The 18,541-nt window shown below is 69.2% G+C and carries 17 protein-coding genes; 2 read left to right on the top strand and 15 right to left on the bottom strand.

The window, feature by feature from the left end:
• Positions 1–29: 29 nt before the first annotated feature.
• The 12 genes from der to VJ693_RS24730 form a co-directional block, all read right to left on the bottom strand.
• Positions 30–1,370: a ribosome biogenesis GTPase Der gene (gene der / locus VJ693_RS24785; protein WP_324158704.1), complete on the bottom strand. Its 1,341-nt coding sequence runs from the start codon at positions 1,368–1,370 to the stop codon at positions 30–32.
• A gap of 1 nt (position 1,371) precedes the next feature.
• Positions 1,372–2,496, bottom strand: a complete 1,125-nt coding sequence (gene bamB, locus VJ693_RS24780) for an outer membrane protein assembly factor BamB (protein ID WP_324158703.1) — start codon at positions 2,494–2,496, stop codon at positions 1,372–1,374.
• 11 nt (positions 2,497–2,507) lie between these two features.
• Positions 2,508–3,182, bottom strand: coding sequence for a tetratricopeptide repeat protein (locus tag VJ693_RS24775; protein WP_324158701.1), 675 nt, complete (start codon positions 3,180–3,182; stop codon positions 2,508–2,510).
• An 84-nt stretch (positions 3,183–3,266) separates the two neighbouring features.
• Complete coding sequence (hisS, locus tag VJ693_RS24770) at positions 3,267–4,589, bottom strand: histidine--tRNA ligase (protein WP_324158699.1); 1,323 nt, start codon at positions 4,587–4,589, stop codon at positions 3,267–3,269.
• On the bottom strand, positions 4,586–5,911 hold the full coding sequence (gene ispG, locus VJ693_RS24765) for a flavodoxin-dependent (E)-4-hydroxy-3-methylbut-2-enyl-diphosphate synthase (protein ID WP_324158697.1): 1,326 nt from the start codon (positions 5,909–5,911) through the stop codon (positions 4,586–4,588). Before ispG ends, hisS begins: the two co-directional genes overlap by 4 nt.
• Before the next feature lie 11 nt (positions 5,912–5,922).
• Positions 5,923–6,822 carry a helix-turn-helix domain-containing protein gene (locus VJ693_RS24760; protein ID WP_324158696.1) on the bottom strand — a complete coding sequence of 300 codons (900 nt, stop codon included), beginning with the start codon at positions 6,820–6,822 and terminating at the stop codon, positions 5,923–5,925.
• On the bottom strand, positions 6,815–7,636 hold the full coding sequence (pilW, locus tag VJ693_RS24755) for a type IV pilus biogenesis/stability protein PilW (protein ID WP_324158695.1): 822 nt from the start codon (positions 7,634–7,636) through the stop codon (positions 6,815–6,817). Before pilW ends, VJ693_RS24760 begins: the two co-directional genes overlap by 8 nt.
• A gap of 32 nt (positions 7,637–7,668) precedes the next feature.
• Positions 7,669–8,820, bottom strand: coding sequence for a 23S rRNA (adenine(2503)-C(2))-methyltransferase RlmN (gene rlmN, locus VJ693_RS24750; protein ID WP_324158694.1), 1,152 nt, complete (start codon positions 8,818–8,820; stop codon positions 7,669–7,671).
• A 31-nt stretch (positions 8,821–8,851) separates the two neighbouring features.
• Positions 8,852–9,277, bottom strand: coding sequence for a nucleoside-diphosphate kinase (gene ndk, locus VJ693_RS24745; protein ID WP_324158692.1), 426 nt, complete (start codon positions 9,275–9,277; stop codon positions 8,852–8,854).
• Between the two features lie 87 nt (positions 9,278–9,364).
• On the bottom strand, positions 9,365–11,392 hold the full coding sequence (locus tag VJ693_RS24740; protein WP_324158691.1) for a pseudouridine synthase: 2,028 nt from the start codon (positions 11,390–11,392) through the stop codon (positions 9,365–9,367).
• Positions 11,389–12,087 carry an SMC-Scp complex subunit ScpB gene (gene scpB, locus VJ693_RS25745; RefSeq protein ID WP_414652365.1) on the bottom strand — a complete coding sequence of 233 codons (699 nt, stop codon included), beginning with the start codon at positions 12,085–12,087 and terminating at the stop codon, positions 11,389–11,391. Before scpB ends, VJ693_RS24740 begins: the two co-directional genes overlap by 4 nt.
• A gap of 437 nt (positions 12,088–12,524) precedes the next feature.
• Positions 12,525–13,526, bottom strand: coding sequence for an RluA family pseudouridine synthase (locus VJ693_RS24730; protein WP_324158689.1), 1,002 nt, complete (start codon positions 13,524–13,526; stop codon positions 12,525–12,527).
• A gap of 104 nt (positions 13,527–13,630) precedes the next feature.
• Between VJ693_RS24730 and VJ693_RS24725 the strand changes: the two genes are divergently transcribed.
• On the top strand, positions 13,631–14,404 hold the full coding sequence (locus VJ693_RS24725) for an outer membrane protein assembly factor BamD (RefSeq protein ID WP_324158687.1): 774 nt from the start codon (positions 13,631–13,633) through the stop codon (positions 14,402–14,404).
• A gap of 31 nt (positions 14,405–14,435) precedes the next feature.
• Here VJ693_RS24725 and VJ693_RS24720 read toward each other — a convergent pair whose 3' ends face one another.
• Positions 14,436–16,415, bottom strand: a complete 1,980-nt coding sequence (locus VJ693_RS24720) for an ATP-dependent DNA helicase (protein WP_324158685.1) — start codon at positions 16,413–16,415, stop codon at positions 14,436–14,438.
• A complete protein-coding gene (locus tag VJ693_RS24715; RefSeq protein ID WP_324158683.1) occupies positions 16,416–16,571 on the bottom strand; it encodes a DUF465 domain-containing protein in 156 nt (51 codons plus the stop codon).
• A gap of 95 nt (positions 16,572–16,666) precedes the next feature.
• Here VJ693_RS24715 and VJ693_RS24710 point away from each other — a divergent pair, with 95 nt between their 5' ends.
• Positions 16,667–17,437 carry a PP2C family protein-serine/threonine phosphatase gene (locus VJ693_RS24710; RefSeq protein ID WP_324158681.1) on the top strand — a complete coding sequence of 257 codons (771 nt, stop codon included), beginning with the start codon at positions 16,667–16,669 and terminating at the stop codon, positions 17,435–17,437.
• 4 nt (positions 17,438–17,441) lie between these two features.
• Here VJ693_RS24710 and zapE read toward each other — a convergent pair whose 3' ends face one another.
• A complete protein-coding gene (gene zapE, locus VJ693_RS24705; protein WP_324158679.1) occupies positions 17,442–18,539 on the bottom strand; it encodes a cell division protein ZapE in 1,098 nt (365 codons plus the stop codon).
• Positions 18,540–18,541 lie beyond the last annotated feature (2 nt).

Below are 18,541 nucleotides of genomic sequence, written 5' to 3'. Positions count from 1 at the left end.
ACAGCAGGCCGACAAAGGCCTGCTGAATCTCAGTGTTCTCCCTCGGCGAAAGGGTTCCGGGAGAGTTTCATCTCGATTCTCATCGGCGTGCCGACGAGCTTGAAGTGGTCCCGGAAACGCCCTTCGAGGTAGCGCTTGTAGGCGTCGGTCACGTGCTCCAGCGAGTTGCCGTGGATCACGATGATCGGCGGATTCATCCCGCCCTGGTGCGCATAGCGCAGTTTGGGGCGAAATGCGCCGGCACGCTTGGGCGCCTGATGCTCGACCGCCTCGTGCAGCAGCCGCGTGAGCACCGGCGTCGGCAGTTTCTTGGTCGCCGAGGCGTGTGCATCGGCGATCGCCTTCCACAGCGGCCCCAGGCCCTGGCGCTTGAGCGCCGAGATGTGCAGGATCGGCGCGAACTTCAGGAAGGCCAGCCGCTGCTCGATCGACCGCTCCAGCATCTGGCGCTGGTAGCCATCGATCGCATCCCACTTGTTGATTGCGATCACGACTGCGCGGCCTGAATCGAGGATGTAGCCGGCGATGTGGGCATCCTGGTCGCTGACGCCCTGGGTGGCGTCGACCATCAGCACGACCACGTTGGCGTCGGCGATGGCCTGCAGCGTCTTGACGACCGAGAATTTCTCGATCGCCTCGAACACCTTGCCCTTGCGGCGCAGGCCCGCGGTGTCGATCAACTCGAAACGCCTGCCCTCGCGCTCGAAGGGCACATGGATCGCGTCGCGCGTGGTGCCCGGCATGTCGAAGGCGATCAGCCGCTCTTCGCCGAGCCAGGTATTGATCAGCGTCGACTTGCCGACGTTCGGCCGACCGGCCACCGCCAGCCGGATCGGCGCATTCGCGTCGACCTCGGCCGATTCGTCTTCTTCCTCTTCCGGGAAATCGACCAGCGCCGCTTCCAGCAGGCTGCGGATGCCCTGGCCGTGCGCGGCCGACACCGGGTGGGGCTCGCCCATGCCCAATTCGTGAAACTCGGCCAGCAGCGGCGAATCGGCCATGCCTTCGGCCTTGTTCACCGCCAACAGCACGCGCTTGTTGGCCTGCCGAAGGAACCGTGCGATGTCCTGGTCCTGGCCGGACAGGCCGGTGCGAACGTCAGTGACGAGGATCACCACATCGGCCTCAGCCACCGCCTGGCGCGTCTGGCGCGCCATTTCCTTGACGATGCCGGTCGAACTGTCGGGCTCGAAGCCGCCGGTGTCGATGACGATGTACTCGCGGCCGCCCAGCCGACCGTCGCCATAGTGCCGGTCGCGGGTCAGCCCGGCGAAATCGGCCACGATGGCGTCGCGGCTCTTCGTCAACCGGTTGAACAGCGTCGATTTGCCGACATTGGGGCGGCCCACGAGGGCGATGACGGGTTTCAAATTATTCCGGTTTGAAGGCAAAGACGCCGCCGGCGCGGGTGACGACCAGCAGCGTGTTGTCGGACAGTACAGGCGGCGCGATCACGCGCGAGCCGTCGGTGGGCAAGCGCAGCAGCGCCTTGCCCGCATCTTGCGACAGGAAGTGCAGTTGGCCCTCGAAGTCGCCGAACACCACCGTCGTGCCCAGGGCCACCGGGGCACTCAGGGCCCGATTGAGCAGCAGTTCGCTGGTCCAGGCCAGCTCACCGCTGGCGCGCTTGCGCGCGCTGATGCGATCGCTGCCGTCCGCCGAAACGACGTATTCGTCATTGCCGCCCACCGCCTCGACGCCACCGCCGTTCTGCACCCACTTCAGGGTGCCGCGCTCGGCGTCGATGCAGCCGACCGCGTTCTGGAACGCACGCATGCAGAACACACTGCCGGTACGCGAAGGCGGGCCCACCAGATCAGCCAGGCGCTCGACCTCGTTGGTGCCGCGCGGCGTGGTCAGCGCCGTGTCCCAGCGGACAGTGCCCTTCAGCGGGTCGACGCCCAGCAGCCTTGCACCCTGCCCGACCAGCAAGGTGTCCTTGTAGGCCGCCAGCACGCCGGCTTGCGACAGCGTCAGCGCGTCACCCGGGCGCTTGAGCGTCCACAGGCGCCGCCCATCCAGCACGTCGAAGGCATGGACGATGCGGTCGACACCGACGATGAAGACGCGCTCACCGGCCACCAACGGGGCGGTGACGACCGGGGATTCGAGCTTCAGGCGCCAGGTGACCGTGCCGGCGTCGAGCACGACCAGTTCGTTGTCGCGGGTCACCACGGCGGCATAGCGCCCGTCGGTGCCGACTCCGGCCGAGATTCGCCCGCCGACATTGCCGCGCCAGGCTTCCTGTCCGGTGGCGGCATCGAGTGCCAGTACCGTGCCATCGTCACTGGCCAGATGAAAGCGCCCGCCGCGCACCACCACCGACAGCGGGAAGGTGACCCCACCCAGCCGCGTACTCCACACCTGGCGGCCCGCGATCGGCGATTCGATCGGCTGCAAAGGGGCGGGCTTGGGCTTGTCGGCCGAGCAGCCGGCCAGGCCAGCCAGCGCGGACACCAGCGCCAGGCCAGTCGCGGCCAGCACGCGACGGTTCACGCACGCCACCGTCATTTGGCCACCCCGCTGGCCGCAGCGGCCGCCTCGGGCGCGGCGCCGAGGCTGGTCAGCTTCGATTCGACGACACGGCGGTAGTCGAGCTGCTCGTTCATCGCCTTCCAGGCGGCCTGGAAGGCCTTGACCGCTTCATCCTTCTTGCCCTGGGCCAGCAGGATGTCGCCGCGGCGGTCGTCAGCCAGCGCTGCGAACTCGGGCGACTTGACCGCGTCGACCTGCTTCTGCGCACCGTCGTAGTCCTTCTTGTCGAGCAACAAGGCGGCCAAGCGCAGGTGCGCCAGGGCCTGGTATTCCTCATCGCTCGCGTGTTCGGCCACCCAGCCAAGGCTCGCCTGCGCGGCATCGGCCTGGCCCTTGTCGGCCTGCAGCTTGGCGGCCAGCAGGCCGCCCTGGGCGGTGTAGGTGGCGCGCGAGTAACGTTCTTTCATGTCGTTGAAGACGCGGCCGGCCTGATCGGCGTTACCGGCCTGCACGGCACGGTCCAGCTCGTCGAACATCGCGCCAGCCTTGGCGCCCTGGTCGCGTTGCCACCAGTTCCAGCCATTGAGCGCGGCGAAGCCGGCGAGCACCAGCGTCAGGCCCCAGGTGATCAGGTTGCCGTATTGCTTCCAGAACGCCTTGAGCTCGTCAAGCTGTTCTTGTTCCTGCAGATCGAGATTGCTTGCCATGAACCGATGGGCCCGGTGGGTTCGGGCGGGCCGTGAATGTCGAAAGCCCGACGAGGTGTTCGCTCGGTCGGGCGGAAGCCGGGATTATGCGTCCCGGCGCTTGCTGCAAAGTGTCTCGGCCCAGCCGGCCACGTCCGCGAGGGGGCGCTCGACCTGGGCCACGCCCGCATCGCGCAGGGCCTTCACGCCGACCATGCCGCGCGCGAGCTCGTCGCCGCCGAAGACCAGTGCGAAGCGCGCGCCACTCGCGTCAGCCTTCTTGAACTGGGCCTTCATGCTGCCGCCGCCGGCATGCATCTGCACGGCAACACCCTCGCCGCGCAGCGCCTCCAGCGTCGTCAGCGCCTGGGGCAGTGCAGCTGCGTCGGCGACCACGGCATAGGCGTCGGCCGCGCCATCCGGCACCGGCAGGCCCAGCTCCTGGATCAGCAGCAGCAGCCGCTCGATGCCCAGCCCGAAACCCACTGCCGGCGCGCTCTTGCCGCCGAGCTGCTCGATCAGCCCGTCGTAGCGGCCACCGCCGCACACCGTGCCCTGCGAGCCGAGGTGGTCGGTGACCCACTCGAACACCGTCAAGTTGTAGTAGTCCATGCCGCGCACCAGACGCGTGTTCACCCGGTACTCGAGGCCGGCTGCATCGAGGATCGAGCGCACGGCGTTGAAGTGCGCGAGCGACTCGGCACCGAGAAAATCCATCAGCCTCGGTGCCGCTTCGACCAGCGCCTGCATCGCAGGATTCTTGGTGTCGAGGATGCGCAGCGGGTTGCTGTGCAGCCGGCGCTTCGCGTCCTCGTCGAGCTGGGCCGCGTGGTCCTGGAAGTAGGCAATCAGGGCGGCTCGGTGGGCCGCGCGCTCCGAAGGCTGGCCCAGGCTGTTCAACTCCAGCCGGACATGCTGGCCCTCGACCAGGCCAAGCTCCTTCCACAGGCGCCGCACCATCAGGATCAGCTCGGCATCCACGTCCGGGCCGGCGAAGCCCAAGGCCTCCACGTCCAGCTGGTGGAACTGGCGGTAGCGGCCCTTTTGCGGGCGCTCGTGGCGGAACATCGCGCCCAGCGTCCACAGCCGCAGCGGGCCGTTGTACAGCGCGTTGTGCTCGACCATGGCGCGGACGATGCCGGCGGTGGCTTCGGGCCGCAGCGTCAGGTGGTCACCGTTCATCGCGTCGTGCCAGGAGTACATCTCCTTCTCGACGATGTCGGTCACTTCGCCGAGGCCGCGCACGAACAGCGCGGTCGGCTCGACCAGGGGCGTCAGGATGTACTGGTAGCCATAGCGCGAGAGCACCGAGCGGACGGTGGTCTCGAACCATTGCCAGAGCGCAGAGTCGGGCAGCTTGTCCTTGCGCGGGACGCTGCCCGGCAGGATGTCGTTCATGCCCTTGATGGCCTTGAGAACGTCGGTCATGAAGAAGTGGTCTGGTCGGCCGCCACGGCGGCCTGGCCGGTGCCGTAACGACGCTCGATGTACTGCTCGACAATGGTCTGGAATTCGCGGGCGATGCCTTCGCCGCGCAGCGTCAGGGCCTTCTCGCCGTCGATGAAGACGGGGGCGGCCGGCGCCTCGCCGGTGCCCGGCAGGCTGATGCCGATGTCGGCATGCTTGCTCTCGCCCGGGCCGTTGACGATGCAGCCCATGACGGCCACCTTCATCCGCTCGACACCAGGGTAGCGGGCGCGCCAGACCGGCATCTGCGCGCGCAGGAAGTCGTCGATCTGCTTGGCCAGCTCCTGGAACGTTGTGCTGGTCGTGCGGCCGCAGCCGGGGCAGGCGGTGACGCTCGGGTTGAAGCTGCGCAGGCCGAGCGCCTGCAGGATCTCGAGCGCGACCACCACTTCCTGCGTGCGGGCCTCGCCGGGCTGCGGCGTGAGCGACACCCGGATCGTGTCGCCGATGCCCTGCTGCAACAGCACCGACAACGCCACCGCCGACGCGACCGTGCCCTTGGTGCCCATGCCGGCCTCGGTCAGGCCCAGGTGCAGCGGGTAGTCGCAGCGCACGGCCAGGGCCTGGTAGACCGAGATCAGGTCTTGCACACCGCTGACCTTGCAGCTGATGATGATCTGGTTCGGATCCAGCCCCACGTCGCGCGCGGCCTGCGCCGACTGCAGCGCCGACTGCACCAGCGCCTGGTACATCACCTGCTTCGCGTCCCAGGGCTCGGCACGGCGGTGGTTGTCGTCCATCAGCGAGGCCAGCAGTTCCTGGTCCAGGCTGCCCCAGTTGACGCCGATGCGCACGGCCTTGCCGTAGCGGCACGCGGCCTCGACCATCTGGGCGAACTGCCGGTCGCGCTTGTCGCCCTTGCCGACGTTGCCGGGGTTGATGCGGTACTTCGACAGCGCCTCGGCGCAGGCCGGATGCTCGCTGAGCAGGCGGTGGCCGTTGTAATGGAAATCGCCGATCAGGGGCACGTCGATCCCCATGCGGTCGAGCTGCTCGCGAATGTGCGGCACGGCCGCGGCCGCCTCGGGCGTGTTGACCGTGATGCGCACCATCTCGGAGCCGGCGATCGCCAGCTCCTTGACCTGGATCGCGGTCTCGATCACGTCGACCGTGTCGGTGTTGGTCATCGACTGGACGCGCACCGGCGCGTCGCCGCCGACGGTCACGACGCGGTCACCCCAGGCGACGCGTGCCTGGCGCGTGCGGCGCGCGGCCGGTGCGGCGGGGATGATCGGCTGTTCGTCGCCATGCGACGCCCGGCCGGGGTCTGTCTGTGCGGTCATGCGCCCACTCGTCATTTCAGTTCCAGCTTCGCAACGTTGTCGCGCGCCGCGGCGGTCAGGTCGACCGGCTTCCCCTGAAAGCTCAGCTGCGTGCCAGCGACGTTGCCGATCTTCACACGCAGCGGCAAGACCCCATCCAATCCGACGGCTTCTCCCGGCGCCAGCGTGCGCGCCAGCAGCACCTGCGAACGCCCGTCGACCACTTCGATCCACGAAGCCGCGCGGGCAGTCAGCTGCAGCACCGTGCGAACGGCCGGTGCCGGCATCGGTGCCGATGCGGCGGCTGCCGACGGCGCCGCAGGCTGCAGCGGCCGTGCAGCCTCGGGTTGGCTGGCCGGCGCGAGCGCCGGTGCGCTGGCCTCGGGCATCGCCATCGGTGCCGGCGCCGGCGCCGGCGCAAACGTCGGCTCGGGCACCGGCGCGGTGGTCGCCGGCAACGGCACACTGACGGTGCTCGTGCCGCTCGATTCCGGCGCCGCAGCCGACGACCCCAGGTTCGGCAGGCGCCAGTTGGCCGGCCACCACAGGAACGCCAGCGCCCCGAGCAGCAGCACGACCACCAGTCCCATCACGGCCCGGCTGACCAGCGGCGCGTCGGACGATTCGCGCCGCGCGCCCCGCTCGCGGAACGGCGTGTTCAGCCCCCGCTCGAGCTGGCTCAGGTTGCCACTGTCCTGCTCCGGCAGACGATCGAGCACCGGCGCGGGATCGACCTTGAGCGTGCGGCAGGCGGCCTGCGCCAGGGCCCGCACGAAGGTAGCGCCCTGGAATTCGTCGTAACGGTCGGCCTCGAGCGCCTCCAGCTTGCGCGGCGGCACCTTGAGCATCGTGGCCAGGGCCGCGATGTGCAGCCCCTGTTTCTCGCGCGCCGCGCGCAGCAAGGCGCCGGCGCTCTGTGCTGCCTCACTCATCGAAGCGACCCTTTTCGAACGACAGGGCTTCAGCGGATTGGGGGAACCGGTTGACCAACTGATTGCCCAGGAGCCTGACCTGGCCGGCCTGGCCCAGCTTGTTTTCGATGCGTATGGCCAGCCACAGCGTCTGCGCGCTGACCAGTTCGTCCACGGCGTTGACGCGCCGGATGTAGAAGCGCGCACGCTCGAACTCGCCACGCCGCAGCAGCACCTCGGAGAGGTTCACGGCCGTCGTCGGATTGGCCGGATCCAGCTCATAGGAGCGCTGCAGCGTGCGTTCGGCTTCGGGCCACTGGTTGTTCCGGGCCTGGCAAACACCCATCGTCAGCAGCGTGCGCGTTACGTCACGGTAGTTCGGCACGGCCAGCGCCGCATTGAACTGCACCTCGGCATCGGCGAAGCGGCGCTGCTGGCAGAGGAACCAACCGTAGTTCTGCATCGCATCCGCGTCGCGCGGGTTGAGCTGCAGCGCCTGCTTGAAGCTGTCCTCAGCCAGGCCGGCCTCGCCCATGCTGGCGTAGATCAGCCCGCGCAAGTTGTGGGCATCGGCCAAGTCCGGCTTGGCTTGCAGCGCGAGCTTGACCTCGTCGAGTGCCGTGGCCGCCTGGCCACGGCCGAAATAGGCTGCCGCCAGCTCCAGCCGGACGCGCGCACGGCGATCGGTATCGGTCTGGTCGGATTCGGTTCGCACGTCCTGCGGGGGCTTGGACGCAGGCGTCGTGCACCCTTGCAGGAGCCCCGACGCGAGCACCAGCGCAATGCCGGCAGCCAGCCACCATGTGCGGGCATTCCCGCTGTGCTTGGACGTCAATGCAGTGTCTCCTTCGGTGAACCGGTTCCGGATCAATGTGGCTTGTGGCGGGCGTCAGCCGGTGCCGCGACGACGCGCACCGGCAAGCGCTTCATGCGCTCGGCTGCACGCGTGCGATCCTGCACCTCGCCGGCCAGTTGGCCGCAGGCAGCGTCGATGTCGTCGCCGCGCGTCTTGCGCACAGTGGTGACGATGCCCGCGTCCTGCAGGATCTTCGCGAAGGCCAGCACGCGCGCGCGGGGCGAGCGCAGCAGGCCGGATTCGGGGAAGGGGTTGAACGGGATCAGGTTCAACTTGCAGGGCACGCGGTGTTCGCCGCGCCCGTGCACCAGCGCGAGCAGCTGCCGCGCGTGCTCGTCGCTGTCGTTGACCCCGTCGAGCATGCAGTACTCGAAAGTGATGAAGTCGCGCGGCGCCGCTTCCAGGTAGCGCATGCACGCGGCCATCAGCTCGGCAAGCGGGTACTTCTTGTTCAGCGGTACGAGGTCGTCGCGCAGCGCATCGTTCGGCGCGTGCAGCGACACGGCCAGCGCGACCGGGCAGTCCTCGCGCAGGCGATCCATCATGGGCACCACGCCGGAGGTCGACACCGTGACCCGCCGGCGCGACAGGCCGTAGCCATGGTCGTCGAGCATGACCTTCAGCGCCGGCACCAAGGCACCGTAGTTCTGCAAAGGCTCGCCCATGCCCATCATCACGACGTTGGTGATGGCGCGCTCGCCTGGCGCGAGCTTCAGCCGCGCGCGCAGGTGGTGCTCGGCGTACCACAGCTGCGCCAGGATCTCGCCGGTCGTCAGGTTGCGCGAGAAGCCCTGGTGGCCGGTCGAGCAGAAACGGCAGCCGACCGCGCAGCCGGCCTGCGAGGACACGCACAGCGTGCCGCGGTCGTCTTCGGGAATGAAGACAGCCTCGACGGCATTGCCGCCGCCGACGTCGAAGAGCCACTTGATGGTGCCGTCGGCCGAGGCCTGCTCGGCCGCCACCGGCAGCGGCCGGACCTCGGCCACCCCGGCCAGCTTGTCACGCAAGGACTTGGCCAGGTCGGTCATCGCGCCGAAATCGGCGGCACCCTTCTGGTGGATCCAGCGAAAAAGCTGGGTGGCGCGAAAGCGCTTCTCGCCCAGCCCTTCGCAATAGGCGGCGAGGCCGTCCAGGTCGAAGTCCAGCAGATTGATCAGTGCCATCGTTGCGACCTACGCCGCCCGCGCCGAGAGGTCAGCGCGAGTGGATCTGCATGCCGGGGAAGAAGAACGCCACTTCGACGGCAGCCGTCTCGGCGGCATCCGAGCCGTGCACGGCGTTGGCGTCGATCGAGTCGGCGAAGTCGGCGCGGATGGTGCCCTTGTCGGCCTTCTTCGGGTCGGTCGCACCCATCAGCTCGCGGTTCTTCAGCACGGCGCCCTCGCCTTCGAGCACCTGCACCATCACAGGGCCGGAGATCATGAAGGTGACCAGATCGTTGAAGAACGGGCGGGCCTTGTGCACGGCGTAGAAGGCCTCGGCATCGGCGCGCGACAGCTGCATCATGCGCGCGGCGATGATCTTCAGGCCGGCGCCTTCGAAGCGGGCGTAGATCTGGCCGATCACATTCTTCGCGACGGCGTCGGGCTTGATGATCGACAGGGTACGTTCGATGGCCATGGGGCTTCTCCTTGGATTACTTGAGCAAAGCTTTGAATTCTATCGCTGCAGGGTGATGCGTCGATGGCAGCGGTGCTGTCCCCTGCCCTAGCGGCGGCCGCCGCGGCGCCCGCCCTTGCCGTGGGCCTTGCGCGTGAACGCGTCCGCACCGATGTAGCCGACCGAGGTCTGCATCGGATCGGGCTCGCGCGGCGCGCCGCCCTTGCCGGGGCCGCCCTTGCCCCCGCTCTTGCCGCCGAAGCCGCGCTGCGGCTGGACGAAGCGCTTGTCATAGGTCTGCTGCAACGGATTCGGGATCGGGCCGTTCTCGTAATCGTCCTCGCGCCGCGTCGAGCGTTCGCGCTGGATCGCGCGCTTGTCGAAGGTCTGCTGCAAGGGGTTCGGGATGCGGGCCGGATCGCCCGGCTCACGCAGCTCGCCGGGCAGCCGATCCGCGTCGAAGCGTTCGGGGCGGTCTGGGCGGTCGGGCCGCTCGATGCGCTCGGGGCGCTCGCGGCGCTTGTCCTGCGGCTTCTTCTTGCCCTGCGGTTGGCCGCGCTCGGCCTGCCGCTCGGGCCGGCCTGCCTCGGGCCCGCGCTTGCCGGGGCCGCGGTCGTTGCGCTGTTCGCGCCGTTCGCCGCCGCGCTGGTCAGGGCGGCCGCCGTCGGTCATCTGGCGCAGTGCGCGCAGGTCGTTCTCGCCCAGGTCCACCCAGACGCCGCGCTTGAGCCCACGCGGCAGCACGACACAGCCGTAGCGGATGCGGATCAGCCGGCTGACCGCCAGCCCGACCGCGTCGAAGAGCTTGCGCACCTCGCGGTTGCGGCCTTCGGTGATGACGACACGGTACCAATGGTTCACGCCTTCGCCGCCGCCGTCCTCGATCGACTTGAAAGCCGCGGTCTGGCCCTCGATGTCGACACCCGCAAGCAGCTTCTCGCGCGCTTCCTTCTCCAGCGTGCCGAGCACGCGCACTGCGTACTCGCGCTCGACGCCGAAGCGCGGGTGCATCAGCTTGTTGGCGAGGTCACCCGAATTGGTGAACAGCAGCAGGCCTTCGGTATTGATGTCCAGCCGGCCGACCGACTGCCACTTGCCCTGCGGCAGTCGCGGCAGCTTGCGGAAGACGGTCGGGCGCTGCTGCGGGTCGTCGTGCGACACCACCTCGCCGACCGGCTTGTGGTAGGCGATCACCCGCGCCGGCCCCGGGGCGATGCGGATGCGCACCGGCTTGCCGTCCAGCGTCACGCGGTCGCCGAACGAAACGCGCATGCCGGTGTGGGCCACTTCACCGTTGACCTCGACGCGGCCGTCGATGATGGCTTGCTCCATGTCGCGGCGTGAGCCGATGCCCGACTGGGCCAGCACCTTGTGCAGCTTGGGCGCATCGGGGTCGGGTTGCAGGACACGCTTGTCGGCCCCCTCTTCCACCACCGGTGCGGCCGCCTCGTCGACCGGGGCCATATCGGCCGCCTCGGGCACCGCCCGGTCCTCCTCCGGTGCCGTGTCGGGCTCGGTTGCCAACGGCTCTTCGGCGACATTGTCGAATTCGCCCGCCACGACCGCCGCGAACAACTCGCCCGCGTCCGGCGCCGGCACGGCGGGCTGTTCGGTGACCACCGGGCGCGCAGCAGCCGCGGCCGGCTCGTCGCGCTCGGCCCGATCGCCACGGCGACGGCGGCGCCGATTGCGGCCGCGACGCGATTCCCCGTCACCCGCACCGCCCTCGGCGCCGTCGGCACCTTCGCCCACGTCACCGCCTTCGCCCTCGCCAAGCGTCTCGGCGCGGCCGGCCTCGCCGGTCTGCACCGCCGATTCGGGTGGCACAGGCGCCACCACCGCCGGCTCAGGCGCCGATGCGGGCGACTCGCTCACCGCCATTCCGGCTTCCGAGGACTCGGCATCCTGTCGGGCAGCGCGCGTGCGAGGCTTGCGTACAGGCCTCTCTGCAGCGGCCTCGGCCACCACCTCGGCCGGCGGCGCACCTTCGGCGCCCTCGGTGGCTTGCGGCGCATCGGCCTTGCGAGCGCGCGTGCGCCGCTTGGGCGCCGCGGGCGCGCCTTCGGCAGCGGCATCGGGCGCTGCCGGCACCACATCATTGGGCATCGGCTGGTCGGGCTTCGAATCGGTGTTCATGCTTCGGGCGCGTTGGTGGGGGTGGCAAGGGGTTCGGCCGCATCGGTAGCGGTGGCGGTGGCGTTGGCCGGGATCGGATCGGCGGCGGGTGCCGCACCGTCGTCGGTGATGGGTTCGCCGGTCGCTTCGGCCGGCGCCTCGGTGGCTTCGGCTTCTGGCACCGGAGGTTCGAGCGGCAGTTCGCCCTGGTCGGTCAGCAGGTCGACCTGCTCCTTGCCCAGGGCAACCAGCGCTTCAGCACCCGGCGGGCCGTCCAGCACCGGCAAGCGGTCGAGGCTCTCGAGGCCGAGGTCGTCGAGGAACTGGCGGGTGGTCGCATACAGCGCAGGCCGGCCGGGCGCATCGCGATGGCCGATCGCTTCAATCCAGTTGCGGTCCTCGAGCTGCTTGATGATCTGGCTCGAAACGACCACGCCGCGAATGTCTTCGATGTCGCCCCGGGTCACGGGTTGGCGGTAGGCGATGATGGCCAGCGTCTCGAGCACGGCGCGCGAGTATCGCGGCGGTTTCTCGGGATTCAGGCGATCGAGGTATTCGCGCATCTCGGGCCGGCTCTGGAAACGCCAGCCGGTGGCCAGCGCGACCAGCTCGACGCCGCGTCCGGTCCAGTCGCGGTTCAGTTCCTCGAGCAGCGAACGCAGCGTATCCGCCCCGAGCTGATCGGCGAACAGCGCCCGCATGTCGCGCAGCGGCATGGGCTGGCTGGCGCAGATGAGCGCAGTTTCGAGCACGCGTTTGGCGTCCTGGGTATTCATCGGCTCGGGTCACAAGCTGCGTCCTGGCAGCGGCAGACTTCAACAAGCCCATCAGTTCGCGCGGCGGCCGAGTGCCATCTAGGGCATCTCACGCTCGTCGCACGCTCAGGCATCGACCAGGGGCGTCGATAGGGCGCTTCGTTGGCATTGGTCGGTGGCGCGGCTGCGGCGAATCTGGCCGGCCCTTGGGGCCCTGGGGCAGATGGCGGCGGCAGCGGCCCGACACCGAGGCTCGATCGGCACCTTTTGAATGGCGCCACCCGCGGGGCGGCTCAGCACCCTGGGCGGTTGACCCCCGGCATTCCGGGTGGATCGATCGGCTTGAGTGCGTATTGTAGCCTCCGCTGGCGATGGCGTTTCGGGGAAAGCCCGCTGCGTCAGCCCGATACGACAGCAGCCCACGCCGCGGCGAAATCGGGCGGCGGCGCGGCTTCGAAGCGAAGCACCGCACGCGTGATCGGATGTGCCAGTTCCAGCTCGGCGGCGTGCAGCGCCTGTCGCTCGAGCCCCAGCGCGGGCCGGCCGCCATACAACGTGTCGGCCACCAACGGGTGGCCGCGTGACGCGAGGTGGACCCGGATCTGGTGCGTGCGACCGGTGTGCAGCACGCAGCGCAATGCGCTGACGGTGCCTCCATCGATCTGGCGGCGGGCCTGCGGGAACACGTCGGTGCGCGCCGGCTTGCCCTGCGGGGTCACGGCCATGCGCACGCGCACCACCGGGTCGCGCCCGACCGGCGCGTCGATCGTGAACGGGTCGGCGCCCACGTCACCATGGGCCAGCGCGAAGTAGCGGCGATGGATGTCGCGCGCCGCCATGTCGCGAACCAGGGCCGTGACCGCTTCGAGCGTGCGGCCGACCACCATCAGCCCCGAGGTGTCCTTGTCCAGCCGGTGCACGATGCCGGCCCGCGGCAAGCGCGCGGCGCCGGTGTCGCGCGCCAACAGGCCGTTGAGCAAGGTACCGGACCAGTTGCCCGCCGCCGGGTGCACGACCATGCCCGCCGGCTTGTGGATCACGAGCAGGTCGGCGTCTTCGTACACCACGTCCAGGGCCATGGCCTGCGGCGTGAACGCACGAGCCTCGGCCGGCAGCACCAGGGTGATCGTCAGCTTCTGGCCGGCCTTGACCTTGCGCGAGGCCACGGTCGCCACGGCATCGTCGAGCCGGGCCTCGCCGGCCTCGATCAGGTCCTGCAGGTGGCTGCGCGAGAACTCCGGCACCAGGCCGGCGAGCACCTTGTCCAGCCGCTGCCCATGGGCCGCAATGTCCAGCCGCCATTCGCGCGTTTCCGGGCTGCTGTCGATCTCGCTGTCGTCGCTGGCCGGTTCGATGGCCGCAGCGCGGGCTGCGGCGCCGGGCCCGGGTAGGCCACCCATATAATCCTTCGCGTTGCTTGGCAAGACCTCGTGCGGCGCGTTCGTTCGCCGCGCGCCCACCGATGATCCATGATTCGTTCCGCCGGCCGCTCAGGCGTGCCGCGATGATGTCCCTGGCCCTGCTGCTGGCCGCCTGCAGCATCTTCGACAAGGACGACGGCGACATCCAGGGCTCGGCCGAGAAATTGTATGCAGACGCCAAGGCCGACATGGCCTCCGGCGGCTGGCAGAACGCGATCAAGCTGCTCGAGCGGGTCGAAGGCCGCGCGGGCGGCACGTTGCTGGCGCAGCAGGCCCAGCTCGACCTGGCCTACGCGAACTGGAAGGCCGGCGAAAAGGCCGCCGCGCTGTCGACGCTGGACCGCTTCATCAAGCTGAACCCGTCGAGCCCCGGCCTGGACTACGCGCTGTACCTGCGCGGCCTCGTCAACTTCAACGACAACATCGGCTTCCTCGCCGCCCTGTCGAACCAGAAGCTGTCCGAGCGCGACCAGCAGGCCGCGCGGGATGCCTACCAGTCGTTCAAGCAACTGGTCGAGCAGTTCCCCGAATCGAAGTACACGCCCGACGCCAAGCTGCGCATGGACTACACGGTCAATGCGTTGGCCGACTACGAAGTGCACGTGGCGCGCTATTACCTGCGCCGCGGCGCCTACATCGCGGCAGCCAACCGCGCCCAGCAAGCCGTCACGACCTATCCGCAGACGCCGGCGATCGAGGAAGCGCTTTACATCATGGGCCGCGCCTACGACAAACTGGGCCTGGCCGAGCTGCGCGACGACGCCGACCGCGTGCTCAAGGGCAATTTCCCGAACAGCCGGTTCCTCATCGACGGCAACGCGCGGCCTGACGACAAGCGCTGGTGGCAGCTCTGGTAGGCGGTCGCCGCCAGCAGGGCCCACCACACCGCTAGGCGGGGTTCAGGCTGCGCAGCCAGGCAAGTGCCTGTTCGCCGCTTTCGAGCGCTTGCATCGGCGGCAGTGCCCGCAGCAGTCGTGCACCGTAGCGCGCCTGCCGAAGCCGGGTGTCGCAGATCACCAGCAGGCCATGGTCGGTCTCGGTGCGGATCAGCCGACCGGCGCCCTGCTTCAGCGAGATCGCAGCTTCGGCGACGAAATAGTCGTTGAAAGCATCACGGCCCTGCGCCTTCAACTGGCGCACCCGCGCCTCGACCAGCGGGTCGTTCGGCGGCGGAAACGGCAGTTTGTCGATCAGCACGCACTGCAAGGCCTCGCCGGGCACGTCGATGCCTTCCCAGAAGCTCTGTGAGCCGACCAGCACGCAGCCGCCCTGCTGGAAGCGCGCCAGCAACGCCCGCTTGGCCGCGCTGCCCTGTACCAGCACCTCGAGCGGCTGGCCGAGTTCGGCGAGCTCGTTGGTGAGCGCCTCGGCCACCACCTTCATCGCGCGCAGGGTCGTCGTCAGCACGAAGGTGCGGCCGCCCAACGCCGCGGCGCAATGGGCCGCCGCACGGCCGACCATCGTGTTGTGGGACGCCTCGTTCGGCGCCGGAAAGCGCGGCGGCACATAGACCCGCGCATGCGCCGGGTAGTCGAACGGGCTGCCGACGCGCAGGTGTCGCGCATCCTCCAGGCCCGCCGCCTCGCTGAACCAGCTCAGGGCCTCGTCGTCGCCCAGCGTGGCCGAGGTGAAGATCCACGCCCGGCGGGCCGCAGCGCGCTGCTGGGTCAGCATCGCGCGGATGTCCAGCGGTGTTTCGACCAACCGTGCCTGGGACGGCGTCAGGTCGACCCAGCGCACGTGGTCGTCGGCCCCCGGGCCCTGGAAACGCGCGGCCTGCGCCACGAGCTCGGCGGCGCGCCCCTGCAGCCGTGCAAAGTCAGGCGCCGTCTCGACCACGCCCTGCACGGCCTCGCCAGCGGCCCTCAGCGCGTCAATCAGGGCACGCAGCGCTTCGGCCAGGCCCTCGCCGCGCGCGGCCTCCTCCCAGCGGCGCTTGACCAGCGCGCGCACGTCGTGCAGCTCACCGGCGGCGGCCAGGCGCAGATCGCGTGCCGCCTTCTCGCAGGCACCGGCCAACTCGCTCCAGGGCAGCAGCCCGCGGGCATGCTGCAGGCCCGCGGCGAGCAGGTCGCGCGAGAAGTCGATCACCTGGCCCGTGCCCAGCGTCTGGCCGAGGAACTGAACGCCCGCCTCGACCATCTGGTGCGCTTCGTCGAACACCGCCACGTCGACCGTCGGCAGCAACTCCGCCACGCCGCTGTCGCGCAGCGCGAGATCGGCGAAGAACAGGTGATGGTTGACGACCACGATGTCGGCCGCCATCGCCTCGCGCCGCGCCTTCATCACGTGGCAGGCGTGGAACTCGGGGCACTCGCCGCCGAGGCAGTTCTCGCGCGTCGAGGTGACCAGCGGGATCACGTCGGAGCGTTCGTCCAGGCCTTCGAGCTCGCCGATGTCGCCGCTGCTGGTGCCCTGGGCCCAGGTCTCGATGCGGGCCAGCGCGCGCACGGCAAGCCGATCCGGCAGCATCGCGCCTTCGCGCGCCTGCGCGAGACGATGCCGGCACAGGTAGCTGGCACGCCCCTTCAGCAGCGCCACCGTCGCGGGCAGGCCCAGCGCGTCGCGCAGGCGTGGCAGATCGCGGAAGAACAGCTGATCCTGAAGGTTCTTGGTGGCCGTGCTGACCAGGGTGCGTTTGCCCGAAAGCAGGACCGGCACGAGGTAGGCGAAGGTCTTGCCGACGCCGGTGCCCGCCTCGACGACCAGCGCTTCACTGTCGTCGATGGCCTCGGCCACCGCATCGGCCATGTGCAGTTGCGCCTCGCGCGACGCATAGCCGGCATCGGCACGGGCCAGCGGGCCATCGGATCCGAAGCTGCGCGCCACGGCGGGCCGCAGCCCGTCGGGGGCCGTGTTGTCGGTCATCTACGCGGGTTCCGGAGGCTCGAGCTGGGCCTCGAGCCGGGCGATCTGGTCGCGCAGCAGCAGCCGGCGCTTCTTCAGGCGCCGCAGGGTCAGCTCGTCGCCGCTGCCTTGCTCGCCCACCTGGTCGATCAGGTTGTCGAGGTCGGCATGCTCCATCCGCAGTTCGATGAGCAGTCGTTGCGGGGAATGCAGGTTATCGGGGGGAACCGGGGCGTCGCTCACAGCCCGTGCAGTTTATATTGCGAGACATGATGACAACCGCTCCCCAAGGATTCCGCCTGTCTGCTGCCACCGGCCTGCACCGGGGCGACCGCGCCTATCAGCAGGACCAGGTCGAGATCCTGGCGCACAGCCGCGTGCCGGGCTGTGCGCTCGCGCTGGTGGCCGACGGCATGGGCGGCAAGAGCGGCGGCCGCACGGCGGCAGACCAGGTCGTGATGATCGCGCGCCAGGTCTTCGAGCGTTACTCCCCGACGGGCGACGACCCGGCCGCGATGCTGCGCCAGTTGGTCGTCGAATCGCACCTGATGATCAAGCTGACCGCGATCACCGCCGACGAGGAGCCCCACAGCACGCTGGCCGCCTTCCTGGTCCTGCCGAACCTGAGCGCCTGGACGGTGCATGCCGGCGACTCGCGCATCTACCACTTCCGCGGTGCCGAACTGGTGCGCCGCACGATCGACCACTCCTATGTTCAGCGCCTGATCGACGAGGGCAAGATCACCGAGGCCCAGGCCAACACGCACCCTCAGTCCAACCTGTTGACTGGCTGCCTCGGTACCCAGGCCGACCCGCCCGTCGAGATCAGCGAGATCGAGCGGCTGGAGATCGGCGACACGCTGCTGGCTTGCTCCGACGGCTTGTGGCACTACCTGACGCCCAAGGAGTTCGGTGCGATCGTCAATGCGTTGAACCCGCGCGAAGCCAGCGAGATGCTGATCAGCAAGGCGCGCCAGCGTGCCCGCGGCACGGGCGACAACCTCTCGCTCGCGCTGATCCGCGTCGAAGCGCTGAAGACCTGAGCGTTCAGGTCAGGCTGGTGTCGACCTCACGGTGCTCGAGCGCGAGGAATTCGGCCGACTGCATCTCGTTCAGGCGCGACACCGTGCGCGGAAACTCGTGGGCCAGCGGCCCTTCGGTGTAAAGCGACTCCGGCGGCACGGCCGCCGACATGATCAACTTGACCCGGCGGTCATAGAGCACGTCGACCAGCCAGGTGAAGCGCCGCGCTTCGGACGCCAGCCGCGGCGGCATGTGCGGCACATCCGACAGCAGCACGGTGTGGAATTGCGCGGCGAGCTCCAGGTAGTCGTTCTGCGAGCGCGGCCCCCCGCACAGGGTCGCGAAATCGAACCACACGATGCCACCGGCGCGCCGGCGCGCGCGGATTTCGCGCTGCTCGATGTGCAGCACCGGCGATTCGTCGCGCGCCTCGGCCAGTTCTTCGAAGGCCCGCAGCATCGCCGCATCGGCCTCGTCACCGAGCGGCGTGTGGTACAGCTTCACATGCTCCAGCGTGCGGCGCCGGTAGTCGGTGCCGGCGTCGACGTTGATGACCTCGAGCTTGTCCTTCAGCAGCGCGATCGCGGGCAGGATGCGGTCGCGGTGCAGCCCGTTCGGGTACAGGCCATCGGGATGGAAGTTCGAGGTGGTGACGATCGACACCCGGTGCGCGAACATCGACTCAAGCAGCCGGTGCAGGATCATCGCGTCGGTCACGTCGGCCACGTGGAACTCGTCGAAGCAGATCAGCCGGTGCCGGCGGGCGATGCGTGCGCCCAGTTCCTCGAGCGGGTTCTGCACGCCCTTCAGGTCCTGCAGCTCACGGTGCACCTCGCGCATGAACTCATGGAAGTGAAGCCGGGTTTTGCGGGTGAGCGGCACCGACTGGAAGAAGCAGTCCATCAGGAAGCTCTTGCCGCGCCCGACCCCGCCCCACATGTAGACGCCCCGAGGAAGAGGCGGGCGCACCAGCATCTTGGTCAGCGCGTTGCCGCGCCGGGCCTTGTAGGCGACCCACTCGTTCTCGCAGCGCTCCAGCGCGGCGATCGCGCGCAGCTGCGCCGGATCGCTCGCAAACCCCCGCTCCGCGAGGGTCTGCTCATACAGCGCGCGAACCGGCACGA

This window comes from Ideonella sp., assembly GCF_035254525.1.
In the GTDB taxonomy this organism is placed as follows: domain Bacteria; phylum Pseudomonadota; class Gammaproteobacteria; order Burkholderiales; family Burkholderiaceae_C; genus Ideonella.
This window is presented reverse-complemented; position numbering and strand designations above follow the sequence as displayed.